We start from the raw sequence: 16,900 nt of genomic DNA, 5'->3' as shown, positions 1-16,900 counted from the left end.
TTCTAGTACTCCACATCCTGAGAGCGACGGCGAATGACCGTCACCTCATCTCGCTGGTTTCCGGTTGGTCCGACGTAGTTAAAGGCGTACGCGTGCTGGGCGTAGCCACCGATCAGGTGGGTGGGTTTCATGAGCACGCGGGTGAGCGCGTTATGGATACCACCGCGGCGGCCGGTGAGCTCAGCCTTGGGAACATCCACGGTGCGTTCCGTTGCGTGGTGTAGGTAGACCGTGCCTTCTGGCATGCGGTGGGAGACAACGGCGCGGGCCACGACAACGCCGTTACGGTTGTATGCCTCCACCCATTCGTTGTCCTTCACCCCGATCTTCGCGGCGTCCTCCACGCTCATCCACATCGCCGGGCCGCCGCGTCCGAGGGACAGCATGTAGAGGTTGTCCTGATACTCGGAGTGGATCGACCACTTGTTGTGGGGTGTCAGGTAGCGGACCGCGACCTCGGCAACCTGCTGGTCACCCGAGTATCCGGTGGTCTGCTCACCAACCTGAGCATCGCCGTACAGCCGGTGCAGGTCGAGCGGCGGCTTGTACACCGGCATGTTCTCCCCCAGGTCCCTCATCCAGTCGTGGTCGAGGAAGAAGTGTTGGCGGCCCGTCAGGGTATGCCAGGGCTTTTCGTGTTCCACGTTGATAACGAATGCGGAGTAGCGGCGTCCGCCCGTTTCCGAACCGGACCATTCCGGTGTTGTCACCACCGGGGTGGGGCCCTCACGGGTTTGAGCAAAAGTCACGAGTGTTGACTCGTTCTCCTCGGCAAGGGACGCCATTTCCTTACCGACCCGCTTCTCCTGTTGCCTGAATCCCTGCAGGGCGAGGCGCCCGTTGGTAGCCCCGGCGAGAGTGAGGATCATGTCGGCCGCCTTGCGGTCCACATCGATAAGCGGCTGCCCCTTGGCGACGCCGCGGCGCGTGATTCCGTTGCGTCCGCGAAGCATCTCGATTTCTTTGTCGGGATGGTAGGTCACGCCCTTTGTCACCATGCCGAGCTTCTCGGACAGCGGGCCAATCGCGTTCCACTTCTCGGAGATCTTCGTGTAGTCACGTTCGATCGTGATGAGCTTCGGCATTGTCACGCCGGGGATCATGTCGGTCTCCTCCAGCGGCTTTATATTTCCGCCCGGCATAGCCATCGCGTCCGGGGTGTCGTGAGTAAGCGGCGCTGCCACGACGTCCTTGCGCACGCCGAGGTGGTTTTCTGCCATGACGGAGAAGTCTTTGGCGAGCTGCTGGAAGATCTGGAAGTCCGTACGTGCCTGCCACGGCGGGTCAATAGCCGCGTTGAAGGAGTTGACGAACGGGTGCATGTCCGTGGTCGAGATGTCGTACTTCTCGTACCAGGTGGCGGCGGGAAGGACGACGTCGGAATGCAGGGTTGTTGACGTCATACGGAAGTCCGCTGTCATGAACAAATCGACCTTGCCCTGTGCGGCTTCTTCGCGCCACACCATAGACGTGGGGCGGCGCCCCTCCTCGTTTTCTGCGCCGCGGACCGAGTGTCCACATCCCAGCAGGTGCTTGTAGAAGTATTCGGCTCCCTTCGCGGAGGATCCGAGGACGTTGGTGCGCCAGTTGAAAACGACGCGGGGGAAATTCTCGGGATTGTCCGGGTCCGTGCAAGCCCAGTTGAGATCGCCCTTCTTCAGCTGGTCAACAACGTAGGCGGGCACGTCCATGCCGGCCTGTTCTGCCCCATCGGCAATGTCGAGCGGGTTCTTGTCGAACGTCGGGTAGGACGGCATCCAGCCCCGCTTTGACGCTTCCACGAGAGTATCGGCCGTGGTTTTGCCCTTCATGGTGTCGCCCGCAAGCGGGCTGGCAAGGGCTTCGACGGGCAGGCCGTCATAGCGCCACTGGTCTGTTGCCAGGTACCAGTAGGCGGTAGTGATCATCTGACGCGTGGGGCGCTGCCAGTCCAGAGCGAACGCGTATTGGGCGAAGCCGGTGATGGGACGGACCTTTTCCTGGCCCACATAGTGCGCCCATCCCCCGCCGTTCACACCCTGACATCCGCACATCATGGTAAGAGCCAGCATCGTCCGGTAGATCGTGTCGGAATGGAAGTAGTGGTTGGTGCCCGCACCCATGATGATCATGGAGCGGCCCTTCGAATCCTCGGCATTCTGAGCGAACTCTCGGGCAACACGTTCGATTGCTTCCACGTGGACCCCGGTGATGGTCTCCGCCCATGCGGGCGTCCCAACTGCCTCGGGATCGTCAGCGGACTTCGGCCAGTCACCCGGCAGGCCATCTCTTCCCACGCCGTACTGGGCGAGCAGGAGGTCGTAGACGGAGGTGACGATCTTTCCCGCCAGCTGGTAGGTGGGGACCCCACGGCTAAACACCTCGGCAGAACCCAGGTGCTTTTCGTCCTCGGAGGCATTGGCGGAGACTTCGGTGTCGAAGCGGGTGAGAAGCACTTCGGCAGTGCCGTGACCGGGCAGGTCTTCTGCGGACAGGACCGGGTCCCTGCCTTCGAGGTCGAGGTTCCATTTGCCCATGCCGGACTCGGAGAACCGGTCACCCAGGGAGCCGTTCGGAACGAAAGGCTGACCATCTGGTTCGATCATGACGGTCTTGAAGGCCGGCTGGTCGCCCGCCTCAATGTGGGTACCCGCGTTCTGAATGTCGGCGGCGGTCAGGAACTTATCCGGAACGTAGGCACCGTCCTTTTCCTTCAACTGGATGAGGAACGCGGAGTCGGTGAACTTCTTCATGTACTCCATGAAGTACGGGGTCTTTTTCTTCACGTGGAAATCACGGAGAATCACGTGGCCCATGGCCATTCCCAGAGCACCGTCGGTGCCGGGGTGGACGCGGAGCCACTCGTCAGCAAACTTTGTTGCATCCGAGAAGTCCGGGGACACCGAGACAACCTTCGTGCCCTTGTAGCGCACCTCGGTCATGAAGTGAGCATCGGGGGTACGGGTGACGGGCGGATTTGATCCCCACATCATCAAATACGAGGAGTTGTACCAGTCGGCAGATTCGGGAACGTCCGTCTGGTCACCAAAGACCTGCGGGGAGGCCATGGGAAGGTCGGCATACCAGTCGTAGAACGACAGGATCGTGCCACCAATCATCGAATAGAAGCGGGTACCTGCGCCGTAGGAGACCTGGGACATGGCGGGGATAACGGTGAAGCCTGCCGTACGGTCAGGGCCGTAGCGTTTCACCGTGTAGACGTGGGCGGCGGCAACAAGTTCGTTAACTTCGCTCCACGAGCAACGCACAAGGCCGCCGCGGCCGCGCTGCTCCTTATATGACTGGGCTTTAATCGGGTCCTCAACGATTGACTCCCAGGCATCGACGGGGTCGTCATAGTTCGCGCGGGCTTCACGCCACAGGTTGATGAGCTGTGCCCGCACATAGGGGTAGCGGACACGGGTGGGTGAATACGTGTACCAGGAGAACGCCGCACCGCGAGGGCATCCTCGTGGCTCATACTCGGGGATGTCTGAGCCGATTGACGGATAGTCGGTCTGCTGCTCCTCCCAGGTGATGATGCCGTCCTTGACGTACACCTTCCAGGAGCAGGAGCCGGTGCAGTTAACGCCGTGTGTGGAGCGCACAACCTTGTCGTGGCTCCACCGGTCACGGTAGAAGGCTTCGCCGGCGCGGGAAGAAGCGAGGAACATCTGTCGGAGGTCCTCGGACGCTTCACCCCTGCGCAGGAACGTGCCCAGTTTGAGAAGTGGTGATGTTGTCATGATGTACCTTCCGATCAGCCGGGGAACGGGGCGCCCGGGCGGGCATAGCGGAACCAACAAATAGCGGCACAGAGAGCGCCGAAGACGACGCAGATCATGTACCAGAGGTAGGGAGTCATCGCGGTCAGTGCGATACCGACAAAGAATGGGCCGAAGGCCGCAATAGCAGCGGTGAAACCAATGGCGCCACCCGCTTGGCGGGCGGGCATGATCATCGGCATCTGCTTAAACGTTCCGGCGTTACCAATGCCGGAGAACACGAACATGGCGATCATGGCCCACAGGAATCCCGTGAACTCATCCGGACTGTCGGGACGAAGGAAGAACGTGCAGATAAAGAGCGAAGCGCTCATGCCGACAATCGACACAAACGTCCATATCGCACCCCCGAACCTGTCACACAACGGGCCCCACGCAACACGCACGAGGGAAGAGATCAGGGGGCCGAGGAAGGCGTAGGTGACGCCCTGCGGCAACCCTTCCATGCCAGCAAACTGCGAGGTTGAACCGAAATTGTTCTGAATAAGAAGACCGAACTGCGCAGCGAAACCAGAGAACAGACCGAACGTCATGACGTACATAAGGGTCATGTACCAGGTGTTCGGGTTCGAGAAAATATCGAGCTGCTCGCGGATATTGGCCTTGACCGGAACATCCTTCAGAAGCTCAAGAGCAAGGATCGCGGCGACAATAGCCCACGGCACGAAAACGATGGCCGCGTTGTACACGAACATGCTTTCGCCATCGCTGGTCCGTTGCGGCGTCATGGCACCCAGCCCCAGCAGGCCAAAGCCCATGAGCCACGGGCCAACGAGCTGAATGATCGACATGCCGAGATTGCCGATCCCTGCCTGAATGCCAAGAGCAGTACCCGACTTGGATTTCGGGAAGAAATATCCGGTCGATGGCATGTAGCCGGAGAACGAGCCGCCGCCAATTCCGCAAAGGAACGACAGGACCAGCAGCCACCAGTACGGAGTGTTCGTATCCTGCACGGCAACGAACCAGCCGATCATCGGCACAACGAACAGCAGAGAGGAGTATGCAACCAGGCGGCGGGTGCCAATGATTGGGGGTAGCACCATGTAGACCAGGCGAAGCAGACCGCCCGACAAACCAGGAAGCGCCGTCAGCCAGTACAGCTGCGAGGTCGTCAGATCGAAGCCAATCTCGTTGAGCTTCGGAGCAATAGCGGAAACCAGGAACCACACGCAGAACGCGATGATCATCGAATACGTGGTGATCCACAGCGTCAACCAGGCCTGCTTGGAACTACTCCTCGCAGGATCTTCCTTGTCCCAGTTCGACAAATCAGGCTTGAGCTCAGAGCCTTCAACAACTTTGTCTGAATCAACCATGTTGCTCCATTCAGAATTCATGACCGCCCTCACAATGCGGTGGAGATATCGTAACTCCCTAATCCACGATTTATCCCGTAAATAATGTGCAATCGGTGGGCTTTTAACGGAGGATTACGTGAGAATTATGTTCTTTAAAACTTCAGCCCCGTCGTTTCGCCCCGGTTGATGACGGTTTGCCCCGGGTCATGAGGGTCTCCCAGGCCAAAAAGAGGACGACAGAAGCGAAAAGAGAAGAGGGGTAGCCAACCTACGAAAATTGGTAAATCCACCCTCCGCAGGTCAGCAAGCATCGACCGTTCACGGTCGAGAATTACTAACCAGCAACGGTCGCGAAGAATCGACTGGTCACGGTCGGGCAATCCGACTTACGACAGTCGGGATAACCGGGCCGACTAGGGCCGGGCACTCATTGCTCGAAGATAATCCAACACGGGTGAGTGTGACGGAACAACCGGGCCAGCAAGAAGATAGTGCGGCACAACGGTTTCAACGAGAGGCGAGACAGTGCGGCTGGAACAAAGTCCGAGGTCCGATCGCAGATCGAACGAGCCGGAGGGAGGGCGATAGAGCCCGCGCGCGGAGTCAGCGGCCGTGCCAACTCCCCACCAGGGCACCCCGCCCCACGCTTTTGATTGAGGTTTTCCGAGCAAAACGTAAAGACTGGAAATCATCAACTCTGAATATTGAACCGACAGAAGGCTCGGACAGCACCGGCCGGAAGGAGAGCCATGAAGGCAATGAGGTATCTGACAGTGGCGGTAGCCGCGCTTGCTATTTCGGCCTGCTCAGACTCCGCTGATAGCACCGGCCCCTACACGGTCGAGGTCACGGCAATCCCAGCATCAACCCAACCACCGAGAGGACCCTCCGGCACTCACACCCTTCTTGGGGATGTGGCGGACGATGGCGAAGGACGCATCCGCACGCTCACGGACGACGAGCTCACTCAAGCCGAACAGTCAATCGACGCCCTTATTGAAAAGGCCGACGAGCCACTCTCCCTGTGCACGGGAACGGAAGCCATGAGCGTCGAAATTCGAAACGCCGAGAACGCCCTCCTGTACGACAAGGTCGTCGACCCCTGTAGCGAAGGAACCGAGTGGAGCACCGCAAACTCCCTCTATGACCTGCTCGGATAGAAGAAACCCATGAATAAACACAAGCCCCATAGATTCCGCGCAATACCAACCCTCCTTGCGGCGCTCACGATTGCGCTTGCGGGAGCATGCTCCGACGACACAACTGCGGCAGCCCCTCCCGAGGAAACAATCAGCACATCTTCTCCCGCAGAACCGACCGGTACAGAATCTCCCGAAGAGACATCGACGGAAACACACGCCCCAGTGGCACCCGCTTCGAACAGCGGCCGGGACGCGGTCTCGATTGCCATGAACGACGCCGACGACAAGGTTGAGGTTGACATGCAGCCGGATCCAGTTGGCGCAGACGGGCCGCAGTCCCCCGCAGGAGACAACAGCCCAACCGAGCCCACACCGGACCCGGTTGAGGATCAAACCCCCTAACCGAGGCCTTCGCTTCGGAACCACCCCTCCCCCAACCCGGCCATGTAGCACGGGGGTTCATTAGACCGGGACTTTGACCGCATTGACTTTGGTCGAATTGTGTTAGGGTGCCCTTACCTAATTCACGGAGGCTGATGTGACGGAGCTCGACCGCAAGCAGGAAACCGCATACACAGAGGTGTACGAGACCCGAGCGATGAATCTCGCGCTTCGACTTTTAGACGGAATTGGCTCCGCCTCCGTACACGCTTATCACGATCAACCGATGCATCCAATGACGCTCGTTTCCCACGGTCGGACCACAACCGGGGAGTTTGTTGTCTCGACACTCGTTGACGAGAGCATGCCGGTCGAGGCTCAGCACGCCGGTCAGCCTTTCCCGGTACGTGTCGAGATTGTCCGCGAGGCGCCCGCCCCACATCTCCGCCTCGTGTCCGGCTCAATCCACATGCTTGGCACCATGACGTGGCTCGACGAGATAGAAACCGGACACCTGATTGCAGAGGGAGCCATCCCCGACCACGTCGCATTCCTTGCATCCGCTGCCGGTGGTCGGCTCGGCTTTGTTAACTCGCGCCGCGCAGTCGTCAATAGCGATACAGGTATTACGGCATTCCAGATTGACGTTCTTGGCGAATCGGGAATCGTTCCATTCCCAGGCCGAAAGGACGACCTGGCCTGCTACGACACTGTCGAGTCTCTGAGCGAGGACAATCTGTCGATGATCTGCGAAGCGGCCAGAACCAAGCAGATCGACGGCGTCGTGCAGTTCCATCCCGAATTCGACAAGTCCTGCCCTCACCTTTACGACACTGTCGTATGCGTGGATGCTGATCCGCACGGCCTTTCCCTCATCCAGTTCCGCGAGAACGGTAGCTTCCAGGCTTTTGTCCCCTTCGACGTGCCCGTCTCCACCATCACCGAGCTCCGCGAGCAGCTCGACCTGCTCCTCATCAACTGCGACCAGTAAGGCTTACCAAGGCAGAGTTCGCCATCTCGTAACCGACAAGAACCCGGATTCAGCTCCGAAACAATCGTGTCGCGTGGCAACTCTGCAAGCCAGGTACGAGAAGCAGGCCGCGATCGTGAACTGCTTGGCTGGATCACGCCCAAAGGCGAAGGCCTCCAGGACCTCGACTTATTGAGCGGAACTGGCGGAGCGACCGGCTGGTTGAGCGCCAAGGAATACCGGGGGATCGCGGCCTCTCCTATCGACATTGAATCCTACGAGATCGAAGCAAATGTGCGGTTTCGAGTGCGCCTGCTCAGGGTCTCAACCGCGGGTATCGCCGTCAAAGAAGACGATTTCGGTGACGCTACCGCGCACCTTCCCGGGCACGTTCTGTCGTTCCCTGCCGGCGTCCGTCTCACCCCAATCGGTGAAGCACCGTGCGAGGTCCACAGTTCCATGAATCCACGCATCTAGAACCCCAGACCCACGTAGGCGCAGGTGGCAGAACTCAGCAAACTGACGGCTGGCCGCGGCTCAGCCACCAGACCTTCACCTGTAAATCTGGATCTTCAACCATTGTTGCCCCGTCCGAAGACGGGTCAACAATGATGAGACGGTGACGGATGAGTCGGGATCAGCCTTAGCGAGCTTCGTAGGTCATGCAGTTGGCGTTGTCCGCGATATCAACCGCGGAAGCCGTGCACATAAGGTCGGTGTTGTGTACACATTCGAGGCGCTGGCAGGCACCTACCTTGCCGTCTGCGGCAGCGAGGCCGCCGCGAGCATCAATCGTCAGGGAGGTCGTACAGGAGGCAACGCCTTCGGCACCGCCAATCGTCACCGCGAACGCGGTGCATCCATCGTTGTTGTAGGCACAAGTGGTTGTTGCGCAGGCCTTTACAGCTGTCATTTCCATGATTTCGGTCCTCTCAGTCCGTTCCTCCGAAGCGGTGATTACACAATTACGATACGTCGCTGAAAAGCAATTAACATCGAAGACGATCCTCACTTTTCGGCTTAATCGCGCGGTTTTGGCGCATCGAACAGGTTCGTATAGAGGGGGTATTTACGCAACGCTGTTCAAGCCTCAAATTCTGTTGTTTAATTCATTTCAGATAACGGAGCACTGCCGACCCCATCACTGAGCTCTGCCAACCGGATGAGGGAGCGCTACCGACAGCGGCCCCACGCGCAGGTGCCCGGCCAGCAAAATTCATCGCGTTCACTCGACCGGTCGGCACACATTGCATACCGCCACCTGCAAGACCCCGCAGTCCAACCACCGAGAATCAGGCATGCCACGAGCACATGACCGAAACATTGTGACCTGACAGTATGGGGACATGACCGGCAAGAGAGAAGCAAAGCGACGCGATAAGACGGAGCGCGTCCTTAACGCCGCCCAGGAGATTTTCTCCACCCAGGCTTTCGACGACGTGACAACTGCGCAGCTCGCCACCAGAGCAGGGCTGACAACCGGCACGTTCTTCCGGTACGCCACTTCAAAATCCGAGCTTCTCATCGACACATACTCAAACGTCCTCGAGCAGTGCCTCGCAGACAGCAGGGACTTACCTCTTTCCACTGCGAAGCGGAACCATATTCTCGCCCTTGTTGGCCCCATCATCACCGCTACCGAACGCCATTCTGGCAATGTGACCGCATTCCAGCGAGAGGTTCTCTTCGGAACGGGGCAGGGCCCTAACCGCGAGCGCGCCATCGAACTCGTGAAGGACATCGAGCGGGAACTGACGAGAATCGTGGGCGGGGACCGGCAACTTGCTCACGCACTCTACGCCACGTTGTACATGGCGATTGTGCGAGTGGCCGTCGGAACCCTGGCATCCGACCGACTGCTTGCCGACGTGTCAGCAAAGGTCGACTATCTGCTGGCGGATAGCGAAGAATAATCGTCAGCCGCAAAGCTGTGACCACCATTTTCACTACATTTGCGAGCATCGAGAACAGATTTACAGTTCCATTAGCTCAACATCAATTGGCGCTAACTCACTTTCGCTGGCCGTTCACTCGCCAGCAGGATAATTGTTATTACTAGCGCATTCTTACTTGATTCATAACATTTAGCCAATGTGAGAAGTCTCTACTATCTCTTTCTTTCGTTGAGCTGACGCAGGAAAGTCAGGGTGGCCCACTTGTGCATCTAGCATATTTGGACATATGTGCCGCTTCACCTGGCATATTAGCCATTGGCCCTATGTAGCAGTAATGTGAGACCCGCGCCACTTTTAATTGACCAATTTGGACGCTTGAACTGAGTTATGAGGAAGAACGTGGAAACACTGAATTTATTCATTAATGGAGAATTCGTCCCAGCAGTATCCGGAAAGACGCGCGAGATTGAATGTCCGGCAGACCGGGAGGTGCACACTCACGCTTCCGAGGCTGGCACCGAGGACGTGGCTAATGCAATTGCCTCGGCGCGCGCAGAGTTTGATAGCGGTGAGTGGCCCCGCAAGACCGTTGGCGAACGTGCAGATATCCTTCGCCGCATTGCGGACCGCCTGGTCGCTGACAAGGCGGAGATTGCCCGCCACGAGTCGCTCGACACCGGCAAGACCTTTGCCGAGTCGGAAGGCGACGTTGATGATGTCGTTTCCGTATTCCGTCACTATGCGAACATGGCGTCCGCTTCGGGTGGCCGCGTTGTGGAGACATCGAATCCCGGCATTTCTTCCCGGATCGTTCACGAGCCGGTGGGCGTGTGTGCGCTGATCGCGCCCTGGAATTACCCGCTGCTTCAGATCTCGTGGAAGGTTGCCCCGGCGCTTCTCATGGGCAACACGATCATCATGAAGCCTTCTGAGCTGACTCCCCGCACCACATACGACCTGACGAAGATCATGGTCGAAGAGGGCGTGAGCCCGAACGCAGTCCAGCTGATCCTGGGTGATGGCGGGGTTGTTGGTCCGGCTATGACCGAATCCGAGGACGTTGACATGGTTTCGTTCACCGGTGGCCTCGCCACCGGGTCGTCGATCATGGCCTCGTCCGCTGGCACCGTCAAGCGCGTCACCCTTGAGCTTGGTGGTAAGAACCCGAACGTTGTCTTTGCCGACGCCGACATGGAAGCCGCAATCGACAATGCGCTCACGGCGATCTTCCTTGATTCTGGCCAGGTGTGCTCCGCCGGTGCCCGTCTGGTTGTCGAGGAGTCAATCCACGACGAGGTTGTGGATGAACTGGTTCGTAGGGCGAAGAACATCCGGATGGGCGACCCGTTCGATGAGAAGTCGGAGACCGGCTCCCTTATTTCCGCTCAGCACCGCGACAAGGTCCACACGTACGTCCAGCACGCGGTAGAGCAGGGCGCAAAGCTTCTGGTTGGCGGGGAGATCCCCGGAGGGGAACTCGCCAACGGCTACTACTACCCGCCCACCATCCTCGATGGTTGCGATAGGTCTATGGACTGCGTCCATGACGAATCCTTCGGCCCGGTTCTCACCGTGGAAACCTTCACCGGTGAGACGGATGAGGAGAAGGAGCGGAACGCTCTCGAGATTGCCAACGACACGGTTTACGGTCTCGCTGGCGCGGTGTGGACTTCCGATGTGTCGCGTGCGGAGCGGGTTGCTCGCGGGCTCCGTCACGGAACCATCTGGATCAACGACTACCACCCCTACGTCGCTCAGGCCGAGTGGGGTGGAATGAAGCGTTCCGGCAATGGCCGGGAGCTCGGACTCATGGGATTGGACGAGTATGTGGAGGTGAAGCACATCTGGCACAACACGCAGCCGCAGCCCGCTGGCTGGTTTGATGCCTAAAACCGAAACCATCCATTTCTTATACGCATTGATTAACTCTCATTGATTTTTGCTTGTACGCATATTGTTTGAACTGATGTTAGGAGCCACTCGTGGCGCACTATGATTACGTCATTGTCGGTGGCGGCTCGGCAGGTTCTGTCCTCGCCAACCGTCTTTCCGCCGACGAATCGACGAAGGTCCTTGTCCTCGAAGCCGGACGTAGCGACTGGAAGATGGATCCCCTGATCCACATGCCGGCCGCACTCATGTTCCCCTCCGGCAATCCCCTCTACGACTGGCGGTACGCCAGTGAGCCCGAGCCGCACATGTTTGGGCGCAGGATTTCCCACACGCGCGGCAAGGTCCTTGGCGGATCCTCGTCAATTAACGGAATGATTTTCCAGCGCGGCAACCCGCTCGACTACGAACGTTGGGCTGGCGACGAAGGCATGGAAGGTTGGGATTACGCCCACACCCTGCCCTACTTTAAGCGCATGGAAAACTGCCTGTCGGGTGCTGACGCCTGGCGCGGCGGCTCCGGCCCCCTCGTCCTCACCCGCGGCCCCGCCGATACTCCCCTGTTCGGTGCTCTCCTCGAGGCAACGCAGCAGGCCGGGTACCCGCCGACGGACGACGTCAACGGCTACCGTCAGGAAGGCTTTGGCAAGTTCGACCGCAACGTCCACAAGACCCGCCGCCTCTCCGCGTCACGCGCCTACCTGCACCCGGTCATGTACCGCAAGAATCTCAGCGTTGAAACCAATGCGTTCGTGACAGAGCTGGTCACCCAGGGCACCCGGATCACGGGCGTGAAGTACCTGAAGTTCGGTAAGCAGAAGAAGCAGGTCACCGCGGGCGAGGTCATTCTCGCGGGCGGCGCCTTCAACTCGCCTCAGCTGCTCCAGCTCACCGGAATCGGCGATCCCGAGAAGCTTGGCAAGGTCGGCGTGAACACGCTCGTTGACCTGCCGGGCGTTGGTTCGAACATGCAGGACCACCTCGAGGTTTACCTCCAGTACAAGTCGAAGGAACCCGTTGGCATTGGTGCCTGGCTTAACTACGGCCTCGCACCGATCATTGGCGCCAACTGGCTGTTCCGCCGCAAGGGCGTTGGCACCTCCAACCACTTCGAAGCGGGCGGCTTCATCCGTTCCAACGAGGACGTGGCATACCCGAACCAGATGTTCCACTTCCTGCCCATCGCAGTGCGTTACGACGGCCAAAAGTCCGAATCGAAGTACGGCTACCAGGTCCACATCGGCCCCATGTACTCCGACGTGCGTGGCACGCTCGACATCAAGTCGACCGACCCGTTCGAGCACCCGGCTCTTCGCTTCAACTACCTGTCAACCGAGAACGATCGCCGCGAATGGGTTGAAATGATCCGCTCCGCACGCAACATTCTCAACCAGGAAGCGCTCGATCCGTTCAACGGTGGCGAGATATCACCGGGCTTCGACACTCAGACCGATGACGAGATCCTTGACTGGGTACGTCGTGACGCCGAAACGGCCCTGCATCCCTCGTGCACGGCCAAGATGGGTAAGGACGACATGTCTGTCGTCGACCCGGACACGATGAAGGTGCACGGCACGGAGGGGCTGCGCGTTGTTGACGCTTCGGTCTTCCCCTACATCACGAACGGCAACATTTATGCGCCGACCATGATGGTGGCAGAGAAGGCATCGGATCTCATTGCAGGTAACCATGTTCTTGAGCCCCTGACTGACGTGCCCTACTACCAGGCGAAGAAGGGCATGCCCCTCTACCCCGAAGGCGATCCCCGCAATGATGGTTGGAACGCTCGGACCGATATTCCGTCGGCTGAGACCGCCACGACACGAAAGTAAGGCAAGGCAGTGTCAGACAATACGGAAGACACAGATCACAACGATCTCCTGAACGAACCTATCCCCGAAGACGGCCTCGAAGTAAGCGTTGTTGAAGAGGCTGTTGAGGAACGTCTCGCAAAGCAGCCCATCGAGATCAACTGGCCTGTCTTCATCGTCTCCGTCGTCGCCCTCGTCGGGGTCTCGGCATGGACAATCTTTGGAACCGAATCCGCAACGAAAGTCCTCGGGAACGTCACCGGCTGGATCGGTCAGTGGTTTGGCTGGTTCTACATTCTGCTAGCAACCATCGTCGTCATCTTCGTCCTCTACGTAGCATTCTCGAGGTTAGGTAAGCTCCGACTCGGACCTGAGAACTCGAGACCCGAGTTCTCGACCTTCTCATGGGTTTCCATGCTATTTGCGGCGGGTATCGGCACCGACCTCATGTTCTTCGCCGTGGCCGAACCGGTCACGCAGTACATGCAACCGCCCCAGACGCAGCCGGAGTCAATCCCGGCAGCCGAAGAAGCAACCGTGTGGACGATCTTCCACTACGGCCTCACCGGCTGGGCAATGTATGCACTCATGGGCATGGCACTGGGCTACATGGCCTACCGGCACAAGCGGCCCCTGGCAGCACGCAGCGCGCTCTACCCGATCTTCGGGGACCGCGTTAACGGCTGGCTCGGTAGCGTCGTCGACGCCGCCGCACTGCTGGGTTCGGTCTTCGGCCTCGCCACCACCCTCGGTATTGGCGTTGTCCAGATCAACGTCGGACTCGACATCCTCTTTGGTGTCGAGCAGGGCATCCCAGCCCAGGTCTCTCTCGTTGCCCTCGCGATCGTCGTCGCATCTATTTCTGCCACGACGGGTGTCGCCAAGGGTATTCGTGTCCTGTCCCAGCTGAACGTTGGCCTCGCTGTAGCGCTCGCTGCGTGGGTTCTTTTCTGGGGACGCGCGGACTACCTCCTGAACGCGCTTGTCATGAACGTTGGCGACCTTGTCGCCGGATTCCCCAGCATGACTGCGGACACGATGGCATTCAACGACGTGTCGGGCTGGATGAACGCTTGGACGCTGTTCTTCTGGGCTTGGTGGGTTGCCTGGGCATCCTTCGTCGGCATGTTCCTCGCACGCATCTCCCGCGGCCGAACGCTTCGTCAGTTTGTCCTCGGAACCCTCACCTTCCCGCTCATGTACATCATCATGTGGATCTCCATCTTCGGTAACGCAGCACTCGACCGCGTTATCAACGGTGGCGAAGACGGAAACGGCGATACCGGGTTTGCGAACGCCACAATTGACTCCCCGGAGCTAGGGTTCTTTACTCTGATCCAGGATTATCCGGCCGCAACACTCGTCGTCGGTGTGGCAACATTCGTGGCGTTACTGTTCTTTGTGACATCGGCAGACTCCGGTGCGCTCGTCATGGCGAACCTGACTTCCATGCTTCCCACGCCACGCGTGGACGCGAAGGCATGGAACAGGATCGTATGGGCGGTTATTTCCGGTGTCCTCACGATCGGCATGCTAGTTGTCGGCGGTGTTACCGCCCTCCAGTCAGCCACACTGATCATGGGCCTACCATTCGCGATCGTCATGCTGTTCGTCATGGCGGGACTCATGAAGGCATTGCGGCAGGACGTTCACCGGGCCGATTCTCTTGAACACTCGGAACGCAACGTCGTCGCTGGCGCCGGCGCGCACCTCTACTACTTGGAGAAGGGCCCGAACTGGCGGGACCGCCTCACCCACGCCTTCGGGCAGGTGTCCTCCAAGCAGGCCATCGAGTACCTCGACCGGGTTGCCGAACCAGCATTGCGGGCAGTGGCGGAAGAAATATCAAAGAACGGTTCCGGAGTGAACGTCGAAGTGGTCCGAGGCGACCTCGATGTCGTCGACGACCTGCGGCAGGAAACCAGGGTCTACGACAGGCTCAAGATCACCGCGTTCGAAGGCGCCAACCAGTTCGTGTACCGAATCATCGCAGTCAACGCACCGACCCCTGTCTACGGCGGACGCATGCATGCAGCACGTGACCGGTCAGTGCGACTGGAAGTACACACAACCGCGGGTGGCACGACCTACGACGTCATGGGTTACTCCGGCAGCGCGATTATTCACGACTACCTCAACCACTTCGACCGGCACCAGGAATACCTGCGTAACCAGGAAGAAACAAAGGCAGACCAGTAACAATCTGACCTGCACCACGAGGTGACGTTGATGGCCCGGAGAAATCCGGGCCATCAACACTTTATACAGCAGAGGCAGATTGAACAGCTTGAAGCTACTCAGCTCAGTACGCAGATCCCACTTGGATAAGTAGGACTTGAGCGCGATGCCGGTTCCCATAACCGGGGTCAGGGGCTCTTCAAAGAGGACCTTGCTAAGGATCGCGGTTAGAGCAACTCCTGCGGCGGCCCAAATGCCGTAGGCAAGACCAAGCGGTAGCCCCTGGGCGAGCGACACGGAAAGCATGCTGAAGGCAAAGACATAGCCACCAACAACCGCAACGAACCATGCCTTCGAGCCGGTTGTCGCCTTGCGAAGCGACATGGTGCCAGCAACCTCACCAACGATAGCGGTGACAAGGGCAGTGAATCCTAATGTCATCGCACGGCCTCCATTTCCTTACGGGACTTCCCGTTGCGAGACTCTTCCTTGCAAGCCTTTTTCCTGGGCATCTTTTTCTTGGGAATCTTGACTCTGACCTTCTAACGAGCAAGCTCCTCGTAGGTAACTAAATTTGGATCTAGTTCGAAGCTGCCGGCCACCTTCTTTTGGGCCGAGTACGATCCGATCTCCACAATGAGCACGCCACCCATGACAAGAACAATGCCGAGTGCCATGACCGGGGTGATAGGTTCGTTGAAGATGAGATTCGACAGAACGGTCGTGAGGGCAACGCCAGTGGCGGACCAGATGCCGTAGCCAACCCCAAGATTCATGCCTTTTCGGAGCGACATAAACAGTGCAGAGAATGAACCGGCATACCCCGCGACAACTATCAGGTAGAACGCCGGGGCCTCGAGTGCCGCTTTCAGTGACAGCGACCCGCTTACTTCAAGGACGATTGCAGCGATAAGGAATAGCCATTTCTTCAAGCTTCATCTCCCTCCGAGATCAGTGAGTTAACAAGCTCGACCGTGGCAATGCGATCTGCTTCTTCCACGTGGAGAAGATCAAGACAACGATCAATCCAGGCACCGTCGGCTACCAGGCGTGCAGTCACGAGCCGCGGGTCCTGCATTTTCCCGAACCAGCCATCCATGCGTTCCGACCACCGATTGGAGAGCGTGTCGAAAAGCTTCGGATCAGCCAACAGTGCCAGGTCGGACGTATCCATGTCGCTAAGGAGCGTGTACTCCACGTAAGCGCGGAGCCGCTCCCTTGGACCAGCACCGTCACCCGCTCGGGCGTTCAGCTCACCCTCCCAGCGATCAAGGAGGTGATCGAGCACAGCAAGCATCAGCACCTCCTTCGAACCGAAGTGGTGGACCACGCCAGCCTTCGTCAGGTCGGCCTCGCTCGCCACCGAGTCCATGGTGAGCGAATCACCCCGGCGAAGCACCTCGTGCGCACAGTCAAGAATGTTCGTTTTCGTTGTCACGCGGTCAGCCTACCTTACGGTTGGTAGGTCCGTCACGTGATTCCTCTCACCGCCATAATGAGGCGCACTTAACCCAGTAACTATAAGGGTTTGAGACATTTCGACCCGCGGCCCCATCCATGGGAAACGG

At 58.8% G+C, this 16,900-nt stretch carries 13 protein-coding genes and 1 pseudogene; 8 read left to right on the top strand and 6 right to left on the bottom strand.

Going from position 1 to position 16,900, the window contains the following annotated elements; translation table 11 throughout:
* Nucleotides 1-2: 2 nt before the first annotated feature.
* Together ACTHUY_RS08850 and ACTHUY_RS08845 are read right to left on the bottom strand one after the other, a co-directional pair.
* Nucleotides 3-3,725: a nitrate reductase subunit alpha gene (locus ACTHUY_RS08850; RefSeq protein WP_441678545.1), complete on the bottom strand. Its 3,723-nt coding sequence runs from the start codon at nucleotides 3,723-3,725 to the stop codon at nucleotides 3-5.
* 14 nt (nucleotides 3,726-3,739) lie between these two features.
* The gene (locus ACTHUY_RS08845) at nucleotides 3,740-5,083 is read right to left on the bottom strand and encodes a nitrate/nitrite transporter (RefSeq protein ID WP_441655091.1); all 1,344 of its coding nucleotides are present in this window, start codon (nucleotides 5,081-5,083) and stop codon (nucleotides 3,740-3,742) included.
* Nucleotides 5,084-5,814: 731 nt separating this feature from the next.
* Here ACTHUY_RS08845 and ACTHUY_RS08840 point away from each other — a divergent pair.
* The 4 genes from ACTHUY_RS08840 (at nucleotide 5,815) to ACTHUY_RS08825 (ending at nucleotide 8,035) form a co-directional block, all read left to right on the top strand.
* Nucleotides 5,815-6,225, top strand: a complete 411-nt coding sequence (locus tag ACTHUY_RS08840) for a hypothetical protein (protein ID WP_441678543.1) — start codon at nucleotides 5,815-5,817, stop codon at nucleotides 6,223-6,225.
* 9 nt (nucleotides 6,226-6,234) lie between these two features.
* On the top strand, nucleotides 6,235-6,609 hold the full coding sequence (locus tag ACTHUY_RS08835) for a hypothetical protein (protein ID WP_441678541.1): 375 nt from the start codon (nucleotides 6,235-6,237) through the stop codon (nucleotides 6,607-6,609).
* Nucleotides 6,610-6,745: 136 nt separating this feature from the next.
* Nucleotides 6,746-7,579: a hypothetical protein gene (locus ACTHUY_RS08830; protein ID WP_441678539.1), complete on the top strand. Its 834-nt coding sequence runs from the start codon at nucleotides 6,746-6,748 to the stop codon at nucleotides 7,577-7,579.
* Nucleotides 7,580-7,645: 66 nt separating this feature from the next.
* Entirely contained in the window at nucleotides 7,646-8,035 is a 390-nt protein-coding gene (locus tag ACTHUY_RS08825) for a hypothetical protein (protein WP_126704198.1), read from the top strand.
* Nucleotides 8,036-8,201: 166 nt separating this feature from the next.
* Here ACTHUY_RS08825 and ACTHUY_RS08820 read toward each other — a convergent pair whose 3' ends face one another.
* Nucleotides 8,202-8,477, bottom strand: coding sequence for a DUF1540 domain-containing protein (locus tag ACTHUY_RS08820; protein ID WP_441655086.1), 276 nt, complete (start codon nucleotides 8,475-8,477; stop codon nucleotides 8,202-8,204).
* Between the two features lie 427 nt (nucleotides 8,478-8,904).
* Between ACTHUY_RS08820 and ACTHUY_RS08815 the strand changes: the two genes are divergently transcribed.
* From ACTHUY_RS08815 to betT, 4 genes are all read left to right on the top strand, one after another.
* A complete protein-coding gene (locus ACTHUY_RS08815) occupies nucleotides 8,905-9,471 on the top strand; it encodes a TetR/AcrR family transcriptional regulator (RefSeq protein ID WP_126704199.1) in 567 nt (188 codons plus the stop codon).
* 381 nt (nucleotides 9,472-9,852) lie between these two features.
* Nucleotides 9,853-11,343 (top strand): aldehyde dehydrogenase family protein, encoded by a 1,491-nt coding sequence (locus ACTHUY_RS08810; RefSeq protein WP_441678536.1) that lies wholly within the window; start codon nucleotides 9,853-9,855, stop codon nucleotides 11,341-11,343.
* Between the two features lie 92 nt (nucleotides 11,344-11,435).
* The gene (betA, locus tag ACTHUY_RS08805) at nucleotides 11,436-13,175 is read left to right on the top strand and encodes a choline dehydrogenase (RefSeq protein WP_441678534.1); all 1,740 of its coding nucleotides are present in this window, start codon (nucleotides 11,436-11,438) and stop codon (nucleotides 13,173-13,175) included.
* A gap of 9 nt (nucleotides 13,176-13,184) precedes the next feature.
* The gene (betT, locus tag ACTHUY_RS08800) at nucleotides 13,185-15,353 is read left to right on the top strand and encodes a choline BCCT transporter BetT (protein ID WP_441678532.1); all 2,169 of its coding nucleotides are present in this window, start codon (nucleotides 13,185-13,187) and stop codon (nucleotides 15,351-15,353) included.
* A 162-nt stretch (nucleotides 15,354-15,515) separates the two neighbouring features.
* On the opposite strand, the pseudogene ACTHUY_RS08795 reads toward betT, so the two are convergent.
* The 3 genes and pseudogenes from ACTHUY_RS08795 to ACTHUY_RS08785 all read right to left on the bottom strand — a co-directional run.
* Nucleotides 15,516-15,773: pseudogene (locus ACTHUY_RS08795) on the bottom strand (DMT family transporter); the annotation flags it as partial.
* Between the two features lie 101 nt (nucleotides 15,774-15,874).
* Nucleotides 15,875-16,264 (bottom strand): DMT family transporter, encoded by a 390-nt coding sequence (locus tag ACTHUY_RS08790; protein WP_441655081.1) that lies wholly within the window; start codon nucleotides 16,262-16,264, stop codon nucleotides 15,875-15,877.
* Nucleotides 16,261-16,770, bottom strand: a complete 510-nt coding sequence (locus ACTHUY_RS08785; protein ID WP_441678530.1) for a TetR/AcrR family transcriptional regulator — start codon at nucleotides 16,768-16,770, stop codon at nucleotides 16,261-16,263. Before ACTHUY_RS08785 ends, ACTHUY_RS08790 begins: the two co-directional genes overlap by 4 nt.
* Between the last annotated feature and the right edge of the window lie 130 nt (nucleotides 16,771-16,900).

Origin of the sequence: Flaviflexus sp. (genome assembly GCF_052087705.1) — a bacterium.
Lineage (GTDB): Bacteria > Actinomycetota > Actinomycetes > Actinomycetales > Actinomycetaceae > Flaviflexus > Flaviflexus ciconiae.
This window is presented reverse-complemented; position numbering and strand designations above follow the sequence as displayed.